The organism is Halomonas sp. Ps84H-12 (assembly GCF_024124725.1).
GTDB lineage: Bacteria > Pseudomonadota > Gammaproteobacteria > Pseudomonadales > Halomonadaceae > Vreelandella > Vreelandella aquamarina.
This window is the reverse complement of the sequence record NZ_JAMXSJ010000012.1, coordinates 1-18571: the sequence shown is the minus strand read 5'-3', so window position 1 is coordinate 18571 and position 18571 is coordinate 1. Positions and strand designations below refer to the sequence as shown.

The 18571-nt window shown below is 54.8% G+C and carries 12 protein-coding genes and 2 pseudogenes; 6 read left to right on the top strand and 8 right to left on the bottom strand.

Translation table 11 applies throughout. From position 1 onward, the window contains the following. Nucleotides 1-185: 185 nt before the first annotated feature. Nucleotides 186-316: pseudogene (locus tag NH344_RS07870) on the top strand (IS1380 family transposase); the annotation flags it as partial. Nucleotides 317-383: 67 nt separating this feature from the next. Here the strand turns inward: NH344_RS07870 and NH344_RS07865 are convergent. The 4 genes and pseudogenes from NH344_RS07865 to NH344_RS18345 all read right to left on the bottom strand — a co-directional run. After that, nucleotides 384-1031, bottom strand: a pseudogene (locus tag NH344_RS07865) (IS630 family transposase); the annotation flags it as partial. Nucleotides 1032-1535: 504 nt separating this feature from the next. After that, nucleotides 1536-2702, bottom strand: a complete 1167-nt coding sequence (locus NH344_RS07860) for a porin (RefSeq protein WP_172416041.1) — start codon at nt 2700-2702, stop codon at nt 1536-1538. A gap of 226 nt (nt 2703-2928) precedes the next feature. Then, nucleotides 2929-3141 (bottom strand): di-heme oxidoredictase family protein, encoded by a 213-nt coding sequence (locus tag NH344_RS18350; protein WP_074210778.1) that lies wholly within the window; start codon nt 3139-3141, stop codon nt 2929-2931. Further along, nucleotides 3096-3248 carry a di-heme oxidoredictase family protein gene (locus NH344_RS18345; RefSeq protein WP_197746112.1) on the bottom strand — a complete coding sequence of 51 codons (153 nt, stop codon included), beginning with the start codon at nt 3246-3248 and terminating at the stop codon, nt 3096-3098. The genes NH344_RS18350 and NH344_RS18345 overlap by 46 nt, the downstream gene beginning before the upstream one ends. Before the next feature lie 1172 nt (nt 3249-4420). On the opposite strand from NH344_RS18345, the gene NH344_RS07855 reads away from it, so the two are divergent. The 3 genes from NH344_RS07855 (at nt 4421) to NH344_RS07845 (ending at nt 8850) form a co-directional block, all read left to right on the top strand. Then, complete coding sequence (locus NH344_RS07855) at nt 4421-6562, top strand: TonB-dependent receptor (RefSeq protein WP_062359135.1); 2142 nt, start codon at nt 4421-4423, stop codon at nt 6560-6562. A gap of 268 nt (nt 6563-6830) precedes the next feature. Further along, a complete protein-coding gene (locus tag NH344_RS07850) occupies nt 6831-7502 on the top strand; it encodes a response regulator transcription factor (RefSeq protein ID WP_044628127.1) in 672 nt (223 codons plus the stop codon). Nucleotides 7503-7527: 25 nt separating this feature from the next. Beyond that, a complete protein-coding gene (locus NH344_RS07845) occupies nt 7528-8850 on the top strand; it encodes an ATP-binding protein (RefSeq protein WP_008174544.1) in 1323 nt (440 codons plus the stop codon). 52 nt (nt 8851-8902) lie between these two features. Here NH344_RS07845 and NH344_RS07840 read toward each other — a convergent pair whose 3' ends face one another. Genes NH344_RS07840 through NH344_RS07830 form a run of 3 tightly spaced genes read right to left on the bottom strand, consistent with a single transcriptional unit; the run spans nt 8903 to nt 14640 of the window. Next, nucleotides 8903-12100, bottom strand: a complete 3198-nt coding sequence (locus tag NH344_RS07840) for a CusA/CzcA family heavy metal efflux RND transporter (protein WP_172416040.1) — start codon at nt 12098-12100, stop codon at nt 8903-8905. Between the two features lie 14 nt (nt 12101-12114). After that, nucleotides 12115-13398, bottom strand: a complete 1284-nt coding sequence (locus NH344_RS07835; protein ID WP_253027734.1) for an efflux RND transporter periplasmic adaptor subunit — start codon at nt 13396-13398, stop codon at nt 12115-12117. A gap of 21 nt (nt 13399-13419) precedes the next feature. Further along, nucleotides 13420-14640 carry a TolC family protein gene (locus NH344_RS07830; RefSeq protein WP_044628130.1) on the bottom strand — a complete coding sequence of 407 codons (1221 nt, stop codon included), beginning with the start codon at nt 14638-14640 and terminating at the stop codon, nt 13420-13422. A 251-nt stretch (nt 14641-14891) separates the two neighbouring features. Between NH344_RS07830 and NH344_RS07825 the strand changes: the two genes are divergently transcribed. Then, nucleotides 14892-15722 carry an SIMPL domain-containing protein gene (locus tag NH344_RS07825; protein WP_058577637.1) on the top strand — a complete coding sequence of 277 codons (831 nt, stop codon included), beginning with the start codon at nt 14892-14894 and terminating at the stop codon, nt 15720-15722. Here NH344_RS07825 and serS read toward each other — a convergent pair. Beyond that, nucleotides 15664-16941 carry a serine--tRNA ligase gene (serS, locus tag NH344_RS07820; protein WP_044628132.1) on the bottom strand — a complete coding sequence of 426 codons (1278 nt, stop codon included), beginning with the start codon at nt 16939-16941 and terminating at the stop codon, nt 15664-15666. The two genes, NH344_RS07825 and serS, sit on opposite strands and share 59 nt — an antisense overlap. Nucleotides 16942-17182: 241 nt before the next feature. Between serS and NH344_RS07815 the strand changes: the two genes are divergently transcribed. Continuing rightward, nucleotides 17183-18436: a dicarboxylate/amino acid:cation symporter gene (locus tag NH344_RS07815; RefSeq protein ID WP_044628133.1), complete on the top strand. Its 1254-nt coding sequence runs from the start codon at nt 17183-17185 to the stop codon at nt 18434-18436. The last annotated feature ends 135 nt before the right edge of the window (nt 18437-18571 follow it).

Below are 18571 nucleotides of genomic sequence, written 5' to 3'. Positions count from 1 at the left end.
CCGTTTTCCTGTGAGTAGCTGATTACGCACTACTTTATCGACGGGCCAATATCCTGGGGTAATTACAACATCCTTCTGCTCTTAAAATGGCCCGGATTTCTCATAGGGGACAAAAGAAAACGGCTGCAGGTGCTATAATTTCAAGCTCCTACACGCGAAACCAACACCAACCGCCGCTGCCCGGGATTATACCTGAAAAACTTCCCTTCGCTCCACCGTCCGCCGCCAGATTGAAACCGATTACTCCGGCGGCCATATCACCTCCGATGCCGGATTGCCTGGCCTTAGGAAACCCGATAGGCAACATCGCCTGACCGGTTGCTATGGGTTAATTTCTTGTGGCATTTGGGGAGCTCTGCTAGTGTCCCGTCTGGGTAATCCGTTTATTTATTATCAATAACACTCAGCTTTGCTCGCGTCACTGAAGTCATAATCGATTCTGCACTCTTGTGCCAGCGGAACGGCTTTGCCAGTTTCTCATTATGAGTTTGGATAAAGCGACGAATCGCCTTCTTAAGTTCGCCGACACTGGTAAAAATGCCACGGTACAAAGCGCGGCGTTCCAGTTGACCAAACCAGCCCTCCACGGCATTCAGCCAAGAGGCGCTGGTGGGTGTGAAGTGAAGCTTGAACCGGAAATGCTTTTCCAGCCAGGCCTTCACTTCTGGTGTTTTGTGAGTCGAGCTGTTGTCCAGAATCAGATGAAGGTCCTGCTCTTTCGGTGTTTCTCGATCAATTTGTCGCAGAAAATCGAGAAACTCTTTGGCGCGGTGGCGTTGTGTAATGCGCCCAATCACTTCGCCGTTCAGGATATTCAGGGCCGCGTATAAGCTGGTCGTCCCGTGCCTCTTGTAATCGTGGGTACGGCGCTCGATCTGGCCGGGTTTCAGTTGCAGCTTTGGTTGAGTGCGATCCAGTGCCTGGATCTGCGTTTTTTCGTCAACCGACAGCACCAGCGCGTTATTCGGCGGATTCAGGTACAGGCCAACGACATCGAAAACCTTCTCAGCAAAGTCTGGATCGTTGCTTACACATTAAGTGACAAGCATCTGCCAGAGAAAGGAAAGTTGAGCGGGGCTGCGTTATATCATAACAGTCGGCACGGGGCACGGTAGAGTTTTTCACCTCCGAGCCTCATTGCTGCCGGGATTTCCACTGGCGAAACTGTTTCCATTCCAGCCATTTCTCAAATTCCCTGTATTCTTGTGAGTCTGGGTCCATCCGCCTGAAGGCTTCGAAGCTTCTGTAGGTGTCAGAGTCCGGGGCCGCCTTCCCTCCGGCGCGTTGACTGGTCGCACAATCTGAGCAACGACCCGACAGGATAGAATATCCCTCCCGGGCGCTGTCATCGGGACTGCTGGCAAACAGGCCTGGTCCATCAGGCAGGCGGTCTTCTCCCGGCATCGGCGTCGTGTCAGCGGGTCGGACCACATTAAGTCCGCAGCCCGACAGAGCTACTACCAGCACGGGAATTATCCATAACCGCAGTTTGTGCATATTTTACTCCTGTCTGTTATTCAGGTCAGACCCGTTGGTTAAAAGGCGATCCGGATACCGGCATAGAGCTGGCTGATATCGTTGGCATCGCCCCATCCTTCAGCGGTCTTGACCGACGAAGGCAGGTCAAGCGAATACAGGTGATACGAGGAGTACAAGCGGACCGCGCTCGACCAGTCGTACACGTATGCCAGACCAATCTGGCTTCCCTTGGTTCCCTCAACAATCAGATCTTTGGTCTCGCCATAGTTGACTGCAAAGTGATGAGCGCCAGTCGAGTAGCCTACCTGACCGAATAGGTTGGTCGCATCATAGCCTTCTTGATTAGCCTGCCCCGCATTGGCCATTGCGTCGGTTTCCTCATTACCGTAGGAGACGGTAAAGTTCAGGCCACCGTCCAGCAACAAAGACGCCGAAGCACCAAGGACTTGCTTCTCTTTGAATTCCGACCCAGGGGTGAGTGGCTGTCCATCGGTGGGCGAGGTCGGAATCTCCAGATCATTAGCATCAACCCAGCTCAGCCCCGTGGCCAGTTTGGCACCCGGAAAATCTACGTGGTACCGGGCCGCCAGTTCATAGGCATTGCCGTTGTCGAGACTGGTCGACAGCACCAGACCGCCGATCGACGGGCTGTCGTAGCGGATACGCTCTTGTCGACCAACGGCATTGAAGACGCCGTTGGTTTCACCAATTCTGTAAAGTTTGTTGCCGTTATCATCGACAAAACTGATGCCGGAAGAATAAAGGGTATACCAGGCACCGCCACCGAAGTAGAGCGTTTCGGAGTAATCCATCATGTTGGCGTAGTAGCCAGCACCATCGCCTTTGCCGAAACTCACCGTACCAAAGTCACCCTCGAGATAGATGTCAATTTTCCGGGTATCCAGGTCAACGCCACCCTCACCCCCCCCGGAGGTATTGTTGCCGATATCGAACTCCGTGGATCCGTACTGAACAACTGACATTTCATAGATAAAACCGACGTTCATGCCGTTGGCCATCTTCTCATTGCCAGTGAACCGGAAACGTGAGTTGGAACCGATGCTGTCGACACTCGAGTAATCAGTCTCATTCCCGTTATCCGCGACGGTGATCGCACGATTCACCTGGCCGGACACCTTGAATTCCATGGCGTGACCCGGCGAAGATAACCCCGCCATCACCAGTGCGAGCGCTGAACTCAGTGCCGCTTTTTTATTTGTCATTAGTATCATAATCCCCTCATTATCATTGATTTATTACTGAACGTGTCATATTATCATTGATTTATTACTGAACGTGTCATGCGTATTACGTCCATTATCTTAAAGTGCTGTGCCCTCCTGTCCCGAAACTCAAGTGGCTTCGGGTCTTGCGTCAGCACTGGGCACAGCAACAATATTGACCACACTGATCGTAGCACAAGCCCGACGACTGAGAAGTCAATTAACATTAGACTTTAGTGCAACCGGGAGCCTCTTCAGGCACTTTCAGGAAGGCAATCAGCACCGCACGTTCAGTCCTGAATCGTGCCTTGAACTGTTCCCTGGATATCTCGGCTTCGCCCCCGTGCCACAAAATGGCTGGGCCAGATCGTCTGGTCGCTGAGGTCTGGCCGGTCAGCGACCAGACCGGTCGTGCTTTGGTGTGTGGCAGGCGGCACACCCCGTGTTGCTAACGAGTCTGGCGCCTTGCTGCACTTCCGGGTTTTCCATGGCGCGACGGGCGGGAACTGCAAGGCTGCTGGCGTAGAAGGTGATAAAGCCTGCCACTTTGTCGCTGACTTCGGGGTCGCCGCCATTAGCAAACTGGCCACAATCTTGCGTCCACTACCTCGCCAAGAACCTCGGCCGTTGTCACCGCATCCTGGAACGTGGCGTGCGCCAGATCTGCATAATGGCTAACAACGTCAGTTTTGGTCGGCGTGGATGCGGGTGCCTTATCTGCCGTTGGCTCTCTGCTGTGTTGTGCGTTGGCAGCGTCCTGATTGCCGCTGCATCCGGCCATCAAAAGCAGGGTGATTGACAGGGCCAGAGGTCGCGGACGAGTATTGACGTCATGTGCAAATCCTTTGAGGTAAATTAAATATAAATCATTATTATACGCATTAGAGATTGATGGGCGTGTATTGCATGAGTTAAACGACACAAGACTGCGGACCTGTAATAATTCATGGCTGATAGCGGCGGTTGCATTTAATATTGTGTCAGCAACAGTACTAAAAGCCCGTAAAGCGCCGCGCCCCCAATGCGGTCAATGTTCACTGTTGTTGACAGTTGGGGGAGGTCTGAGTTGTCGGGGGCGGGATGAATAGGGCAATCCGGCGCCGCAGCATTCCTTTGTGGTGGTTAGCATTAGCAGCGGCGTTAAGCCTGCTGCTCACCATTCATGATACGTTTGTCATTGCTGTCTTCGAAGGCTACATATCCTGGTGCATACCCTACTGGGACAGTTGCACCAGTATCAGCCGTACAGGGCGTTACTGGCGGTGGGAATTCTCTCCGTTATCCTCACTGCCGCAGTACCTGCCTTGTACAGTCAACTAGACAATGCCTTTGAATGGGTATTGGCGCTACTCCATGCGCTCTGGGTTGCGCTGCTCTGGCGGCAAAGCTCTTTCCGGGCAAGATTGTGGACGGAGTAAGGGATCGAACCGGGTTACCATGATCACCGACATTGCGAGCAGACCACCGGCGGCTTGTTTGGCCTTCAGAAAAGCTGGCCCCGGATTGCGGGCCAGCTGATACCCTCACCCTCCGCCCAACCCGCTCCGACCTCCGAATTGCCCGTTTGAGAGAAATTCAACCTTTTCAGCCTGGTGACACTCTCTCATTATCATTAACATTGGTTATTGACTTGATTATGAGAAGTCCTTAAATTCGTATCCGCAAATGGAACGCGTTTCTATTTAGAATTTCAAATACGAATAATTGCGGAGAAACACATGTTTAAACCTTCCCGCTTATCACTGGCCGTGGCTGTCAGCCTTGCCCCGGGCGCCAGTTGGGCAGTCGGCGATGATCAGCCCCAGATGCTTGAACCCATGGAAATCATTGGCGATGCGTCTGCCGCCCAGACCTTGCCGGGGTCAGGCTACGTTGTTGGCGATCAACAGTTGAAAACCGAGGTTGAGGCCGACATCAACCAGGTACTGAAAACCGTCCCGGGCGTGTATGTACGGGAAGAGGAGGGTCTGGGCCTGCGCCCTAACATTGGCATTCGCGGTGCCACGGCCGAGCGAAGCAGCAATGTTACCCTGATGGAAGATGGCATTCTGATCGCGCCGGCGCCCTACTCCAATCCGGCCGCCTATTATTTCCCGACGTTCAAGCGCATGTCCTCGCTGGAAGTACTCAAGGGTGCCCCGCTGCTGCGCTATGGTCCGCAAACCACCGGCGGCGTGATCAACCTGATTTCCACACCCATTCCCGACGAGCAGAAGGGCTACGTCGAAGCCGTCACCAACGAGCGCGGCTCCACCGACGTTCATGCAACCTATGGCGACACGAACGGTGACTGGGGCTATCTGGTTGAAACGGTCCAGCGCTCAGCGCAAGGCTTCAAGGACATTGACCGAAGCAACCGCAACAGTGGCTTCGACATCAGTGATTATGTCGGCAAGCTACGCTGGCAGGGAGAGCGCCAGAGCGTAACCGCCAAGCTGCAGTATTCCGAGGAAACCTCCAACTCGACCTATGTCGGACTGACGGATGCGGACTTCAACCAGGACCCCAACCGGCGCTACGGGCTTTCCAGTCTCGACCAGATGGATAATACTCACTCCGGTGTCAGCCTGACTCATCAGTTCGAGTGGAGCGACAATGTAAGCAGCACCACGACTCTCTACCGCAACGACTTCAAACGCAATTGGTACAAGCTCAGTGGCGCCGGAAACATCATCGGCCAGGCAAACGCCGGCGACGCCAATGCCCAGGGTATTCTGGACGGCACAATTGACGCCAGCGGTCTGGAATACAAAAACAACGCCAGGGACTACCTGTCCCAGGGCGTGCAGACAAACTTCGATGTAAACATTGGCAACCACGAATTCGACTTCGGCGCCCGCATCCACGAAGATGAAATGGATCGCTTCCAGCCGGTGGATGTGTACGACCAGGTCAATGGCTCCCTGGTGTTCCAGAACAGCGTGGCCCCAACGGGCAGCAACAACCGCTTTGAGACCGGCGAAGCCCTGAGCTTCTGGGCACTCGACAAGTGGCAGGCGACGGACAAGCTCAATATCAACCTCGCTCTGCGCTACGAGGATGTACAGACCAGCCGCACCCAATACGCGGATCCCGGTCGCACGACCGTCGACAGCACCCGCGCCAATGACAGCGCCGAACTCCTGCCTGGCGCTTCCTTTACCTATGACCTGTCCCAAAGCTGGCAGGTTCTGGGTGGCGTGCACCGGGGTTTCTCCCCTCTCGGAGGTGGTGCCAGGGCAAACGAAGATCCGGAAACCAGCAAGAACTGGGAAGCCGGCGTCCGCTACTTTGGCAATGCGTTCTTCGCGGAAGTGATCGGCTTCTACAGCGACTTCTCCAACAAGGCTGAAAACTGTTCAGTGGGCTCGCCGTGCAGCAATGGCGCCACTTCTGGCAGTTTCGTAGCCGGCGAGGCTGAAATTGCCGGTGCGGAATTCCAGCTCCAGACCGGCACCGAGGCGGGCGAGTTCTACCTTCCGGTCAGCCTTACCTACACCTTTACCCAGGCGGAAATCAGCAAGGACAATGCTGCCTCTGGCCTGAAAAAAGGCGAGCAACTCAAAGACGTTCCGGAAAACCAGATGAGCCTGCGGGTCGGCATGGAGCACCCGAGTGGCTGGGACAACTACCTTGTGGCCACCTACGTCGATGAGATGTGTGTCAGCGCAGGATGCAACAACACCGCGACGAAACTGGACGAGACCGAATCCCTGTTCCTGGTCGACTTCATCAGCCGTTACGCGCTGACCGCCAGTGCCGATGTCTTCCTGAAAGTGGACAACCTGTTCGATGAACAGCAAATTGTCTCACGTTGGCCCGATGGCGCCATGGCGAACCTGCCGCGCACCGCTTCACTGGGGATCAGCGTTAATTTCTGATGAGTGAACGGAGATTGCTGAAAATCCGGCTTCCACTCATCGGGAGCCGGATTTTTGGATCACTCCGATAATCCTTTTTTCACACTCAGGCGCCACTTCGCCTGAGAACGTCGCGCCATTGATGATCTGGACCGCAGCGTCGCCAACCTCGGAAGAGCCAATCTGGACAACGCTAACAACCGGCTTTTCTGATCCTGATTCCTTCGTTACTGTTACAATCAACAGAGGACGAGCGAAACTTTCCCACCACGAAAAACGGCGCTTACAAATGAAAATTCTGATTGTTGAGGACAATGCGGTACTTGCCAAAAGAATATCGGACTGGCTTGCGCAGGCGCACTACACAGTCGATATCGCCAAAACCGGCAAAGAAGCGGACTCGTTGATTGAAACAAGCTCCTACCAGGCCGTTATTCTCGATATCGGACTGCCCGATGAAAATGGACTGTCTTTAATGCAAAGATGGAGAAAAAACGGGAAAAAAGAGGCCATCCTTATTCTGACCGCACGCTCCAACTGGACTGAGAGAGTAGAAGGGTTGAACGCGGGTGCCGACGATTACCTTCCCAAACCGTTTGAGTTTGATGAACTGAAAGCCCGGCTCAGTGCGATTATCCGCAGAAAGGACGGCAGAACGACAGACCAGATCAGTGTTGACGGATTCAGTCTCAACGCCACCTACCGAACGCTTACCACGCCCGACCAGAAAGAGTTCAGACTGACAGCTACGGAATTCCGCCTTTTACAGTGTTTCCTCCGTTCACCAGACAGGGTATTTTCCCAGGACGAACTGGTTGAAACCCTCTACAACATAGAAAGATGCCCCACCAGAAATGTTGTTCAGGTCTATATAGCCAGGCTCAGAAAAATAATAGGGGGCAATAAAATCAAGACTTTGCGTGGCCAGGGCTACTTCTTCGAAAAAGATCCTACTGGCTGAACGCCCGAACGAACCAGGTCAACATATGCCAGCTCCAAAGAGTATCCGAAGAACAGCCATTCAGTATGGGGCTGTTTTCAGCCTCGTCTATTTCACCCTGATATTCTTTTCACATGCCTACGTGATAAAACAACTATCGGACGAGTCCAGGAAACAACACCTGAGTAAAGAGCTGGAAAACTTTCAGGCAATCATTGAAGCCGAGTCCCCGACAACTGACGACCTCAGGAACATGATCCATCAGTTTGAAATGCTTCTGGGGCATGCCATCATCATCGAAACGGCAGGCGGGAGCGTCCTGACGAGCAACAACTTTGACCTGAGCCAAATGCAGGGCGTTGTGGATAAGCCCGAGGGTTTTATTCACATAGCGCAGGGCGCGAACACGCTTTTTGGGCTTAGACGTACGTTCACTGCTACTGGAAAGCTGGCCTCAATCACCGTTCTTGAAACCGAGGGGGCGCTCTCTGAACGACCGCTGAAGGCCCACCTGACATTGCTCGGTGCCTCGGCCGTTCTTCTGGCGATACTGCTGGCACTGATTGGAACCACCACACATCTGACGTTAAAGCCCATCAGTAGGATAAAAGAGGACCTGAGACGGCTCCAATCCGGGAAACAAAGTCGTCTGAACCCTCACGTGCCGGAAGAGTTTCGTCCGCTGATCCGGCAGCTCAATGATTTGCTCGAGCTGTCAAACCGGCGGCTGGACCGCCACCGCCGCCTGAATTCCGATCTCTCTCACCTGGTCAAAACCTCTATTTCTGCCAATCTTGCCATTTTGTCGGATATCGATACCTTGCCTCCGTCACGGGAGGATGTTGTGTTTATGGCCTCTAACTTGCGGGAGCTTGACAAATCCCTGAAATACCGGATGAGCAAAGCAGACATATCAGGCAGACAGATGGGACGGACGTGCATGCCGGTTGAAATCACGGCAAGTGTCATCACCGTTATGGAAAAAATCTTCCCTGACACGGTTTTTCGCCTCCACACCAACTTACCTGAAAACTTCAGCTGGCCAATGGAGCGACAGGATCTTTCAGAGCTACTTGGCAATTTACTCGAAAATGGCGGGAAGTGGTGCCAGACAACCGTCGACGTTACAATCGCCCGCACGTCATCAGGACTCTCCATAGAAGTAGCGGACGATGGCCCCGGAATTTCTCCCGAGGCGGCAGCCACTGTCATGAACAGGGGTACCAGGCTGGATGAAACGGTCGCCGGTTTTGGGCTCGGATTGTCCATCGTGTCCGAGATTGTCGAAGACAACCTCGGACAGATGAACATGGGTACCTCAAAAAACGGAGGAGCCAGCATTGTCATTCTACTGCCACTTCCGGATTAGAAAACCTCCAGAAAGGCAACCGTCGATGACGCAGCGCGGCTTCTCCCATTTTTTACCGTTGGATATCACTCACCTTGGCTCTTGAAAAGCGACCGAACAGAACCGGCAAAACAAAGAGTGTCAGGAAAGTTGCGGTGATAAGGCCGCCAACAATCACGCTGGCCAGTGGCTTCTGGATTTCAGCACCCACGCCCGTCGACAACAGCATCGGTATCAAACCGAGCGCCGAGGTTATTGCTGTCATCAAGACAGGACGCAAACGGGAGACGGCACCTTCAAACACCGCGGTATCCACGTTCAATCCATCCTGTATTCGCTGATTGATGCTTTCGACCATAACGACCCCGTTAAGCACCGCCACACCAAACAGTGTGATAAATCCAACGGAACTGGGCACCGAAAGATACTGGCCGGAGATCCAGAGTGAAAAGACGCCACCAATAACGGCAAGCGGCACGTTGACAAGGATTAACAGTGCCTGACCAACCGAACTGAAAGCGAAGTAGAGCAACAGCGCAATCAGTCCCAGAGATACAGGAACCACGATAGTCAACCGCTTCTGAGCTCGCTGCTGGTTTTCAAACTGACCACCAATATCCACCGAATAGCCGGGGGGAAGGTTCACTTCTGACGCGATGGTATCCTGAATATCGGCAACCACACTGCCCATGTCACGACCCTGCACATTGGACTGAATGACCACACGGCGCTGAACGTCGTCGCGGCGCACCTGGGGCGGGCCAGACTCAATAGACACATCGGCCACATCACCGAGTCTCACCCAGGCTCCGGAAGGCGCCTGCAACCTGAGATCAGCAATGGCATCCCGGTCTTCCCGGAAACGTTTGGCCAGGCGCACATAGATATCGTACCGCTCATTTCCGTTGATGATCTGGCCCGCGGCGGCACCACCCAGTCCGTCCCGGACGACACTCATCACATCAGACACGGCGAGTCCGTACCGGGAAATTGCCTGACGGTCTGGCTGAACCACCAACTGCGCTTCACCGGCAATCTGCTCCATGGCCACGTCCCGGGTCCCCTGAACAGTTCGGACCGCCGCTTCGATCTGCTGACCTTTCTCGGCCAGCACCTTGAGATCCGGGCCAAAGAGTTTGATGGCCAACTGCGCGCGGACACCTGACAACAATTCGTCAACCCGAGTTGCAATAGGCTGAGAAAAGTTAAACAGTAGCCCCGGGTGCTGTTCGAGCTTCGCCTCAAACAGGGCCTGCAATTCATAGCGATTACTGGCGCTGGTCCACTCCGAAGTTGGTTTTAAGCCAATATAGATCTCTATATTGTTAACGGGCTCCGGATCCCCGCCTATTTCCGGTCGGCCCGCCCGGGACAGCGCGTAGGTCACTTCTGGAAATTCCATCAGCATGGCTTCCAGTTTTGGCGCCACTTCAAGCGCCGTATCAAGGCTTGATGAAGGGGCCAGGGTCACCCGGAGGTTAATCGTTCCCTCTTCCAGTTCAGGAACGAACTCCGTGCCGAGTCGTGGCACAACCAGCGCCGCCAGCACAACAAGAACAGCCGCCGCGCCAACAACCACGCGGCTATGCTTCAGTGACCAGGCAAGCCCCATGCGATAGAGCTTTTCCAGGGGTTTTAGAATGAAGCTTTCCCGCTCCCGGATACCCTTACGGAACATGTATGACGCCAGCGCGGGTACAACCACCAGAGCGACGATCACAGCGGACACAATGGCCAGCATGATGCTGATCGCCATTGGCTGGAAAAGCTTGGCTTCCACACCTTCAAAGCTGAACAGAGGCATGAAAACGACCAGGATAATCGCCGTCGCGAAAAAGATCGGCCGCGCCACTTCCCGGCCCGCTTCCTGCAGTCGAAGTGCAATGCCACGATCATCGTGCGATGCATCCAGCGGATCGGGGTCGCCTTCAGCCAACTCATTCCGGTGGGCGTCATGCTCAGCATCGGGATGGGTCAGATGCTTGAAAATGTTCTCAACCATAACAACAGAGCCATCCACCAGCATGCCAATTGCCACAGCAATACCGCCCAGAGACATCAGGTTGGCCGAGAGACCGAACCAGGCCATGATCATCAGGGCAATCCCGATGGAAATCGGTATTGAAAGCAGCACCAGCGTTGTTGCCCGCAGATTCATCAGGAACAGGGCAAGCACGATCGCAATAAACACAAAAGCCAACAGAAGCGCATTGGTCACCGTCTCTACGGCCTTGGTCACCAGATCCGCCTGGTTGTAATAGGGCTCAAAACGAACCCCACTCGGAAGCGCCTGATTTATGCGATCAATGCGGGCCTCGATGCCGTCGATGGTGGCTTTTGTGTTGGCCCCCATTCGTTTGAGTACAATGCCAGAAACCACTTCACCCAGTTGTTCAACCTGACCGGCTTCATCCTTCCGGGTCATGGTTACCGCACCCTGGCGAATTTCAGTGCCCAGCGCTACCTCGGCGACATCGTTCACTGTCACTGTAATGCCATCACTGGTTTTAACGGGCACCTGACGGATCTGCTCGAGCCCCTGCTCGCCATTACCCAGCCAGCCCATACCGCGAATAACCAACTGCTCCTGCCCGCGGCCCATATACCAGCCCCCAACATTGGAGTTGTTGTTCTCCAGGGCTTCCATGACATCGTTCTGTGATAAGTCATAGGACAGCATTCGCGCCGGGTTCAGGTTAACCTGGTACTGGCGGACCTCTCCGCCAAACGACAGGATTTCCGTAACCCCTTCAGCCGGTATCAGCAACAGTTTGACCAGCCAGTCGTGCAAGCTGCGCAATTCCATTGCGTCGTACCCCGAATCCGGGTCCGCTATCAGCAAGTACTGGTAGACCTGGCCAAGACCGGACGTATTCGGCCCCATTTCAGGCACCCCGACCCCGTCCGGAATCAGCTCCCGCGCGGCCTGCAACCGCTCGAAAACCAGTTGGCGCGCGAAATAGATATCCGTGCCCTCTTTAAAGACCACGGTGACACCAGACAACCCGGTTTTGGAGATGGACCGAACCTCCTCAACATCCGGCAACGCATACATCACCGCTTCAATGGGATAGGTGATCAGCTGCTCGACTTCCTCAGCCGCAAGTCCGGGCGCCTCTGTATTAACAGCGACCTGGACGTTTGTAACGTCGGGGAAAGCATCAAGATTCAGTTTTGGTATCTGAAACGCGGCCGTGGCGATAAGCACTGCAAGCGCAATAAGAACCAACAGGCGGTTCTGAACCGCCAAGTCGACTACTCGGTTGAACATAATGGCTCCCGGAATCAGTGGTTGTGCGGATCAAAGCCGCCTTTGGCAATCTCAGAGGCCACAAAAAATGCGCCCCGCAAAACGACTCGTTGGCCCGCAGCCAGGCCGGAAACCTCACGGAGCCCGCCAATTGAGCGGCCCAGTTCCACTTCCACGGGTTCATACTCGCCTTCGGCCTCTTCCACATAGACCGTCCAGTCGCCGTCCGCGCCACGCATCAATGCAGTCTCCGGCACGGCAAGCACCGGCTCGCTGGTCTTAAAACGAAAATACACATCTGCGAACATTCCTGGATGAAAACGATCTTCAGGATTGTCCAGCTCAAGCCTGACAATCCGCGTGCGGGTCACAGGATCAATGGTGTGGGCTTCCTGGGACACCGTTGCCACGCCCACACGACCCGCTGCCCTGACTTCGGCTTCCGCGCCCTTCTCTAGAACAATGTCGGAGCTTGCTGGCAGATGGGCTTCTACCCAAAGCTCACTCTCATCAGCAAGAGTCACCAGCGGCTGGCCAGCCTCAACTCTTTGTCCTTGCTCAAACTCATCGGTCAGTACTGCACCATCCACGCGAGCCCTGAGCATGTATTCACCGAGACTATCCACCCCGCTGGCCTTCAACGCACCAATGTCATCATCGTTCAGCCCGTAAGCAAGCAGAGTCGCCCTTGCTGCTTCAATGTTGGCTTTCGCTGTATTGAACCGCTGATCGCCAACCACGGAACGACCCAGCCCGCTGATTCGCTTCCATTCAGGAAAAGCTTTCCTGTAATCCGCCTGCGCCTGTGCCACCGTCTCACTGAACAGGGTTACCAGCGGCTGGCCCTTGGTCACGTGCTCACCCAGTTCCACGTGACGCCGCAGCACCACTGAGGCAACCCGGGGGGACACGTGATAGCTGGTATAGCCGTTGGTCAGCAGCTCACCGGGAGCGTAGATTTCATAGTCAACGCGCTTGCTCTCAAGGGTTGCTACTTCAATGCCGGCGAGCTCTTTCTGTTTGGCATTGATGCTTGCGGTGGCCGCTTCTTCATGGCCACCGTTCTTGTCTTCGTGGCCGTGCCCCCCTTCCTCTTCATGATCACCTTCCTCCTCATGCTCACCTTCCTCCTCATGCTCACCTTCTTCACCATGATCTTCCTTATACTCGCCCTCCTCACCGGTGACTTCCTGATGATCGTCGCCACTGGCAGCATGATCATGACCGGCTTCCTGATGAGCATCTTCCTCTGCCTGTACAAAAGAAAGTGGGGCTGTAAGCAACGTCAATGCGAATACAGAAATCAGAGTTTTTTTCATAATGAATATCCAGTTTCCAGACTAGTATTGGAAGAGGGTGATCAGTTCGCCAGACTGGCTCAAGAGCTCAATCAGACCCAACTGCGCCTGCTTTTCCAGTTCAATACCGGTTTTCAGGCTCTCCGCGCGCTGGCCCAGCGCCTGGAGATACTCAGAGGTGGAGAGGTCGCCGACCTGCCACTGCTTCTCAAGCAAATCAGCACTTCGCTGTACACGCCCCTGGGAGAGTTCTGTCCATCGGCTGAGTTGGGTGTCGTATCGCTTCCAGGAAGCGCGAGCGCCTGCCAGGTCATATTGTCGTTTCCGGTAGAGCGCCTGAAACCGCGCTTCCGCCTCCAGAGCCCGTCGATTCGCAGCCCGGGTTTCAGCGCTGTAGTTATTACGGACGTTCAGAGGGATCGAGAACGTCAGGCCAACCAGGTTCTCACCGCCATCACGCCCTCCGCTCAGCCCGACCGTGGGAGATGCCGTCGCTCTGCGACTGACCACCTCGGCTTCGCTCCGCAGCACCTGCCACCTCGCGCGGGCAGCAGCAATTGACGGATGATCCAGCAAATTGTCGTTATCGACCCTGGAAGCAAGAGCCGGCCAAATGTGCCCGGGGATTCCCCCATCCTGAGGCCTCCAGTCCGGCAGACGTTCTCTAACTTGAGTTTCTGCTCGATCAACTGCGGCCTTTGCCTGGGCGAGTTCACTGAGCTGCTGAGAAAGGCTTAAAAAAAGCAACTCTGCATCGGTACTCCCCAGGTCGCCCGCCTGCTGGCGTTGCTCAACCTGCTCCAGCAAGGCATTCAGACGGTGTTGCTGGGATTCCGCAATTTCTTCGGCACGCGTCGCCGCGCGCCACTCGACAAGCGCAAACAGCGACTCGGACGTTTGTGCCAAAACCGCCTCGTTCAAATCAGCTTCAGCGGAAAGCCTGATCAGCTTTGCCTTGTCCTTTAGCGCACCCTGTTGATCAGACCAATCGATCGTTTGTGATAGCCCTGCCACAAAGTTGTTGTCACTGCCCGTTCTGTCTGCTCCAACAGACAGCTCCGGGTTATACAGCGGTTGTTCGCTTGCCTCAGCATCCTGATTCCGGGCTGCCGCCTGCTCTGTCGCCGCCATAACATCCGGATGTTTGCTTATCTGGCCAGTGAGCCAATTTGTCCAATTCACAGTCTCCGCTTGACCGAACAGAGGAATGGACAATAGTACTGAACACAACAACGCTCTGGGCGAGTGCTTGCTTGCCTTCATCGACTTTCTCCCGAAGGGGTAAATAGCCACAATTCATGGGCGCGAGGCGTCCATGACAAAGTAGGAACAGGCTAGGATAGTAAGTGAAAAGGTTAAAATGAACTTGAATTCGAAGCGTCATCCACAAAAAGCAACTGTTTTCCGTCTACTCTTTGCCAGCGAACTTTATGGCAACCTTTCCTTCCAAACAGCGATACACAATATTAGTTAGCCTACTCTGCTCATTGGCTCTCTTAGCAAGGAAGTGACCTATGAATACAGCAATGCAACACTTTAAACGCCTCCGCTACGGCATCGTGAGCAGCGCTTTGTTTGCCCTATTGACTACCCCTATGGCTTACGCCGCGCCGCCTGCTCCGCCAAGCCTTCACGTTCAGGCGCAGTCATGGGTGGAAGTTGAACCCGATAAAGCCACGCTCTCTGCACGTTTGTGGGAAAACACCCCAGCGGTTTCAACCTTAGAAGACACCGATAGCGAAGCCCTGGGCAGCGCCCGCGAGCGGCTTGAGCAGCGTGCCAGCGAGCTGATTGCCGCCATGGAAGAGATCGGCATTGAGCAACGCGCCATCAATGCAGGCTCCCTGAACGTGTATCCTGAGCATGTCGCAGGCCCGCGCAACGACAACGGCGAACAAGAGACGCTGATGCGCACCCGCTTAGAACGCCCCTTCAGCGTTGAGCTAACTAATATAGACCAATTAGGCGATGTGCTGGACGCTTTGATTGGCGCTGGTGTAAATGCGTTAGATGGTGTGCAGTTTGACCTGCAGGATCGCGACGCCGCCACCGACGAAGCACTGACAAAAGCGTTAGAAAAAGCCCGCCATAAAGCCGACCTTATGGCGAGCACGCTAGATGTCACGCTTGGCCCTGTTCAACACATTGAAGAGACCCAAGCGCCGGTTTTTCAACCCCGCATGATGGCCATGCGCGCCGAAAGTGACGCTATGGGCAGCGGTTCAGCCAGCGACTACCGCCCCGGCACCATTCGCATCGATGCCGGGGTGAACGTCGAGTGGGCGCTTAGAGGGCAAGACGGTCGAGGCCGCCTAGATAGGGCTGCAGGGGAGCCGGAACAGTAATCGACCCATCCGCCTGCTGGTGGTTTTCGAGCACCGCCAGCAGGCAGCGCCCTACTGCTAAACCCGAACCATTGAGCGTATGCAGTAGCTGAGGCTTTTTGGAATCAGGGTGGCGGTAACGGGCTTGCATCCGACGCGCCTGGAAATCTTCGCAGTTAGACACAGAAGAGATTTCCCGGTAGGTGTTTTGGCTCGGCAGCCACACTTCCAAATCGTAGGTTTTTGCCGCGCCAAAGCCCATGTCGCCCGTACACAGCGTCACCACCCGATACGGCAACTCAAGCGCCTGCAGAATGGCTTCTGCATGGCCGCGCATCTCTTCCAGCGCTTCATAGCTCTTCTCCGGCTCCACAATTTGCACCATCTCGACTTTATCGAACTGGTGTTGACGAATCATGCCACGGGTATCGCGCCCATAAGCGCCAGCTTCCGAACGGAAACATGGAGTATGCGCCGTGAGCTTCATCGGCAGCGCAGCCAGCTCGACGATCTCATCACGCACGAAGTTGGTCAGCGGGACTTCTGAGGTGGGAATCAGGTGGTACTCCCGCTCGTCGTTCAGCTTGAACAGATCCTCGCCGAACTTGGGCAGCTGGCCCGTACCCATCAGCGAATCCCGATTCACCATGTAAGGCACATAGCACTCTTCATAGCCGTGCTGCTGGGTTTGCGTATCCAGCATAAACTGCGCCAGCGCGCGATGCAGGCGAGCGATGGGCCCGCGCATCACTGCAAAGCGCGCGCCGGTCAGCTTGGCCGCCAGTTCAAAATCGAGATAGCCGGACTTCTTACCCAAATCCACATGGTCCAGCACCTCAAAGTCGAACTCACGCGGCGTGCCCCAGCGGTGCAGCTCCACGTTATCGTCTTCGTTCTTGCCTTCCGGCACGCTCTCATGGGGCAGGTTGGGAATACCGCTAATCGCGTCATCCCACTCAGCCTGTACCTCGGCCAGCTCGCGCTTAGCAGCATCCAAACGGTCACCAAGATCGCTCACCTCATCCAGCAGCGGCTGGATATCTTCGCCACTGGCTTTGGCCTTACCAATCGCTTTGGAGCGCATATTACGCTCGTTCTGCAACTGTTCGGTCTGGGTTTGCAACTCACGACGGCGCGACTCTAGCGCCTGCAGTGCCGCTTTATCGAGTTCGAAGCCCCGGCGGGCCAGTTGTTGCGCAGTTGCATCAAGATCGCCGCGCAGCAGTTTCGGATCGAGCATGAGTTATCCCTTGGCCAGAATTCAGTGAAACACGGCTCTCAAAGGCCGTGACAAAGGGGTCTATTGTAGGCAAAAGCGCGAGTTGGGGCTATGGCAGCGCACCACCATGCTGAACTTAGTCGTTGACGGGTATGCACCATGACCCTTACGCATATTCCCCCTTATTAGCCAAAAGTGATAGAGTGCCCGCCGCTTTAAAGCAAGAATCACTAACAACGGGTTATAGAAAAGGAGAAAGTTTATGCAGGAGACCGCAACGCAAGAAAAATTTGGTTGGTGGCGACGTATCGCTCTATGGCAGAAAATCCTGGCAGGTTTGGCGCTCGGGGTGTTGGCAGGCGCACTGCTCGGCGAAACAGCGAGTGTATTTAAGCCACTGGGCGACATCTTCATCAACGCCATTATGATGCTGATTGTGCCGCTGGTCTTTTCGACGCTGGTGGTGGGTATTACCTCCATGCGCGATCCACAGAAGATGGGCCGTATTGGGGCTCGCACCATTATCCTTTACTTGGTGACCACTGCCTTTGCCATCAGCATTGGCCTTGTGCTCTCTACCCTGCTGCAGCCTGGGGTGGGTGTCGGGCTAAGTTTCGACGCTGAAGTCTCGGCTAACGAAGCACCATCGCTAATGTCGATTCTCATTAATCTCGTGCCGCGCAATCCGATTGATGCCCTGGCTAATGGCAACATTATGCAGATCATTGTGTTTGCCATTGGCTTGGGCATCTCGCTAACGCTTATCGGTGAAAAAGGCGAGCCGGTGATGAAGGTCTTCGATAGCTTCGCGGAAGCCATGTATAAACTCACTGGCCTCGTGATGGCGTTTGCGCCATTCGGGGTGTTTGGTTTGATTGCCCATGTATCGGGCCAGTATGGCTTAGAAATTTTGCTCCCACTCGCCAAACTGATCGGCGTGGTCTATCTCGCCAGCATTTTACATGTGCTTGTTATCTACTCTGGCTTTATTTCTCTGATGGGACGTTTGAACCCGGTGCGCTACTTAAAAGGCAGCCTGGATGCCATCGTGGTGGCGTTTTCTTCTGCTTCCTCAGCAGGCACCCTGCCCGTCTCAATTCGCTGCGCACAGAAAAACCTGGGCGTATCGGAAGGGGTGTCCGGCTTTGTACTGCCCGTAGGCGCCACCATCAATATGGATGGCACCGCACTGTATCAAGGCGTGGTGGTGCTATTTATTGCTCAGATGACCGGCACTGATTTGAGCATGATGGATTACGGCATGATCGTAGCCACCGGCACGCTGGCCTCGATTGGTACTGCAGGCGTTCCTGGTGCAGGCCTGATTATGCTCTCCATCGTGATGGCACAAATTGGCCTACCCCTTGAAGCTATTGCCGTGGTTGCGGGTATTGACCGCATTCTGGATATGGCGCGTACCAGTGTTAACGTCGCAGGCGATCTGATGGTCACCACGCTGGTAGGTAAAAGCGAAGGCGAACTCAACGAAGAAATCTACAACACCAGCCGCTCTTAATAATCGATGTAACTATTCAGGTGGCTGCGGATGGGGTATCGCCAACCAGCTGATTTTTCTGGCATAGTGCACAGCATCATTCGGCACACCTATGCGGTGATATGACCATCAGCGATATCAACGTCGACGAGGCCC

Excerpts from the sequence above, each read along its gene's own strand:
- NH344_RS07825 (WP_058577637.1), top strand. The coding sequence starts at position 14,892 with ATGAATACAGCAATGCAACACTTTAAACGCCTCCGCTACGGCATCGTG.
- NH344_RS07855 (WP_062359135.1), top strand. The coding sequence starts at position 4,421 with ATGTTTAAACCTTCCCGCTTATCACTGGCCGTGGCTGTCAGCCTTGCC.
- NH344_RS07815 (WP_044628133.1), top strand. The coding sequence starts at position 17,183 with ATGCAGGAGACCGCAACGCAAGAAAAATTTGGTTGGTGGCGACGTATC.
- NH344_RS07860 (WP_172416041.1), bottom strand. The coding sequence starts at position 2,702 with ATGACAAATAAAAAAGCGGCACTGAGTTCAGCGCTCGCACTGGTGATG.
- NH344_RS07850 (WP_044628127.1), top strand. The coding sequence starts at position 6,831 with ATGAAAATTCTGATTGTTGAGGACAATGCGGTACTTGCCAAAAGAATA.
- NH344_RS07835 (WP_253027734.1), bottom strand. The coding sequence starts at position 13,398 with ATGAAAAAAACTCTGATTTCTGTATTCGCATTGACGTTGCTTACAGCC.
- NH344_RS07830 (WP_044628130.1), bottom strand. The coding sequence starts at position 14,640 with ATGAAGGCAAGCAAGCACTCGCCCAGAGCGTTGTTGTGTTCAGTACTA.
- NH344_RS07840 (WP_172416040.1), bottom strand. The coding sequence starts at position 12,100 with ATGTTCAACCGAGTAGTCGACTTGGCGGTTCAGAACCGCCTGTTGGTT.
- NH344_RS07845 (WP_008174544.1), top strand. The coding sequence starts at position 7,528 with ATGCCAGCTCCAAAGAGTATCCGAAGAACAGCCATTCAGTATGGGGCT.
- serS (WP_044628132.1), bottom strand. The coding sequence starts at position 16,941 with ATGCTCGATCCGAAACTGCTGCGCGGCGATCTTGATGCAACTGCGCAA.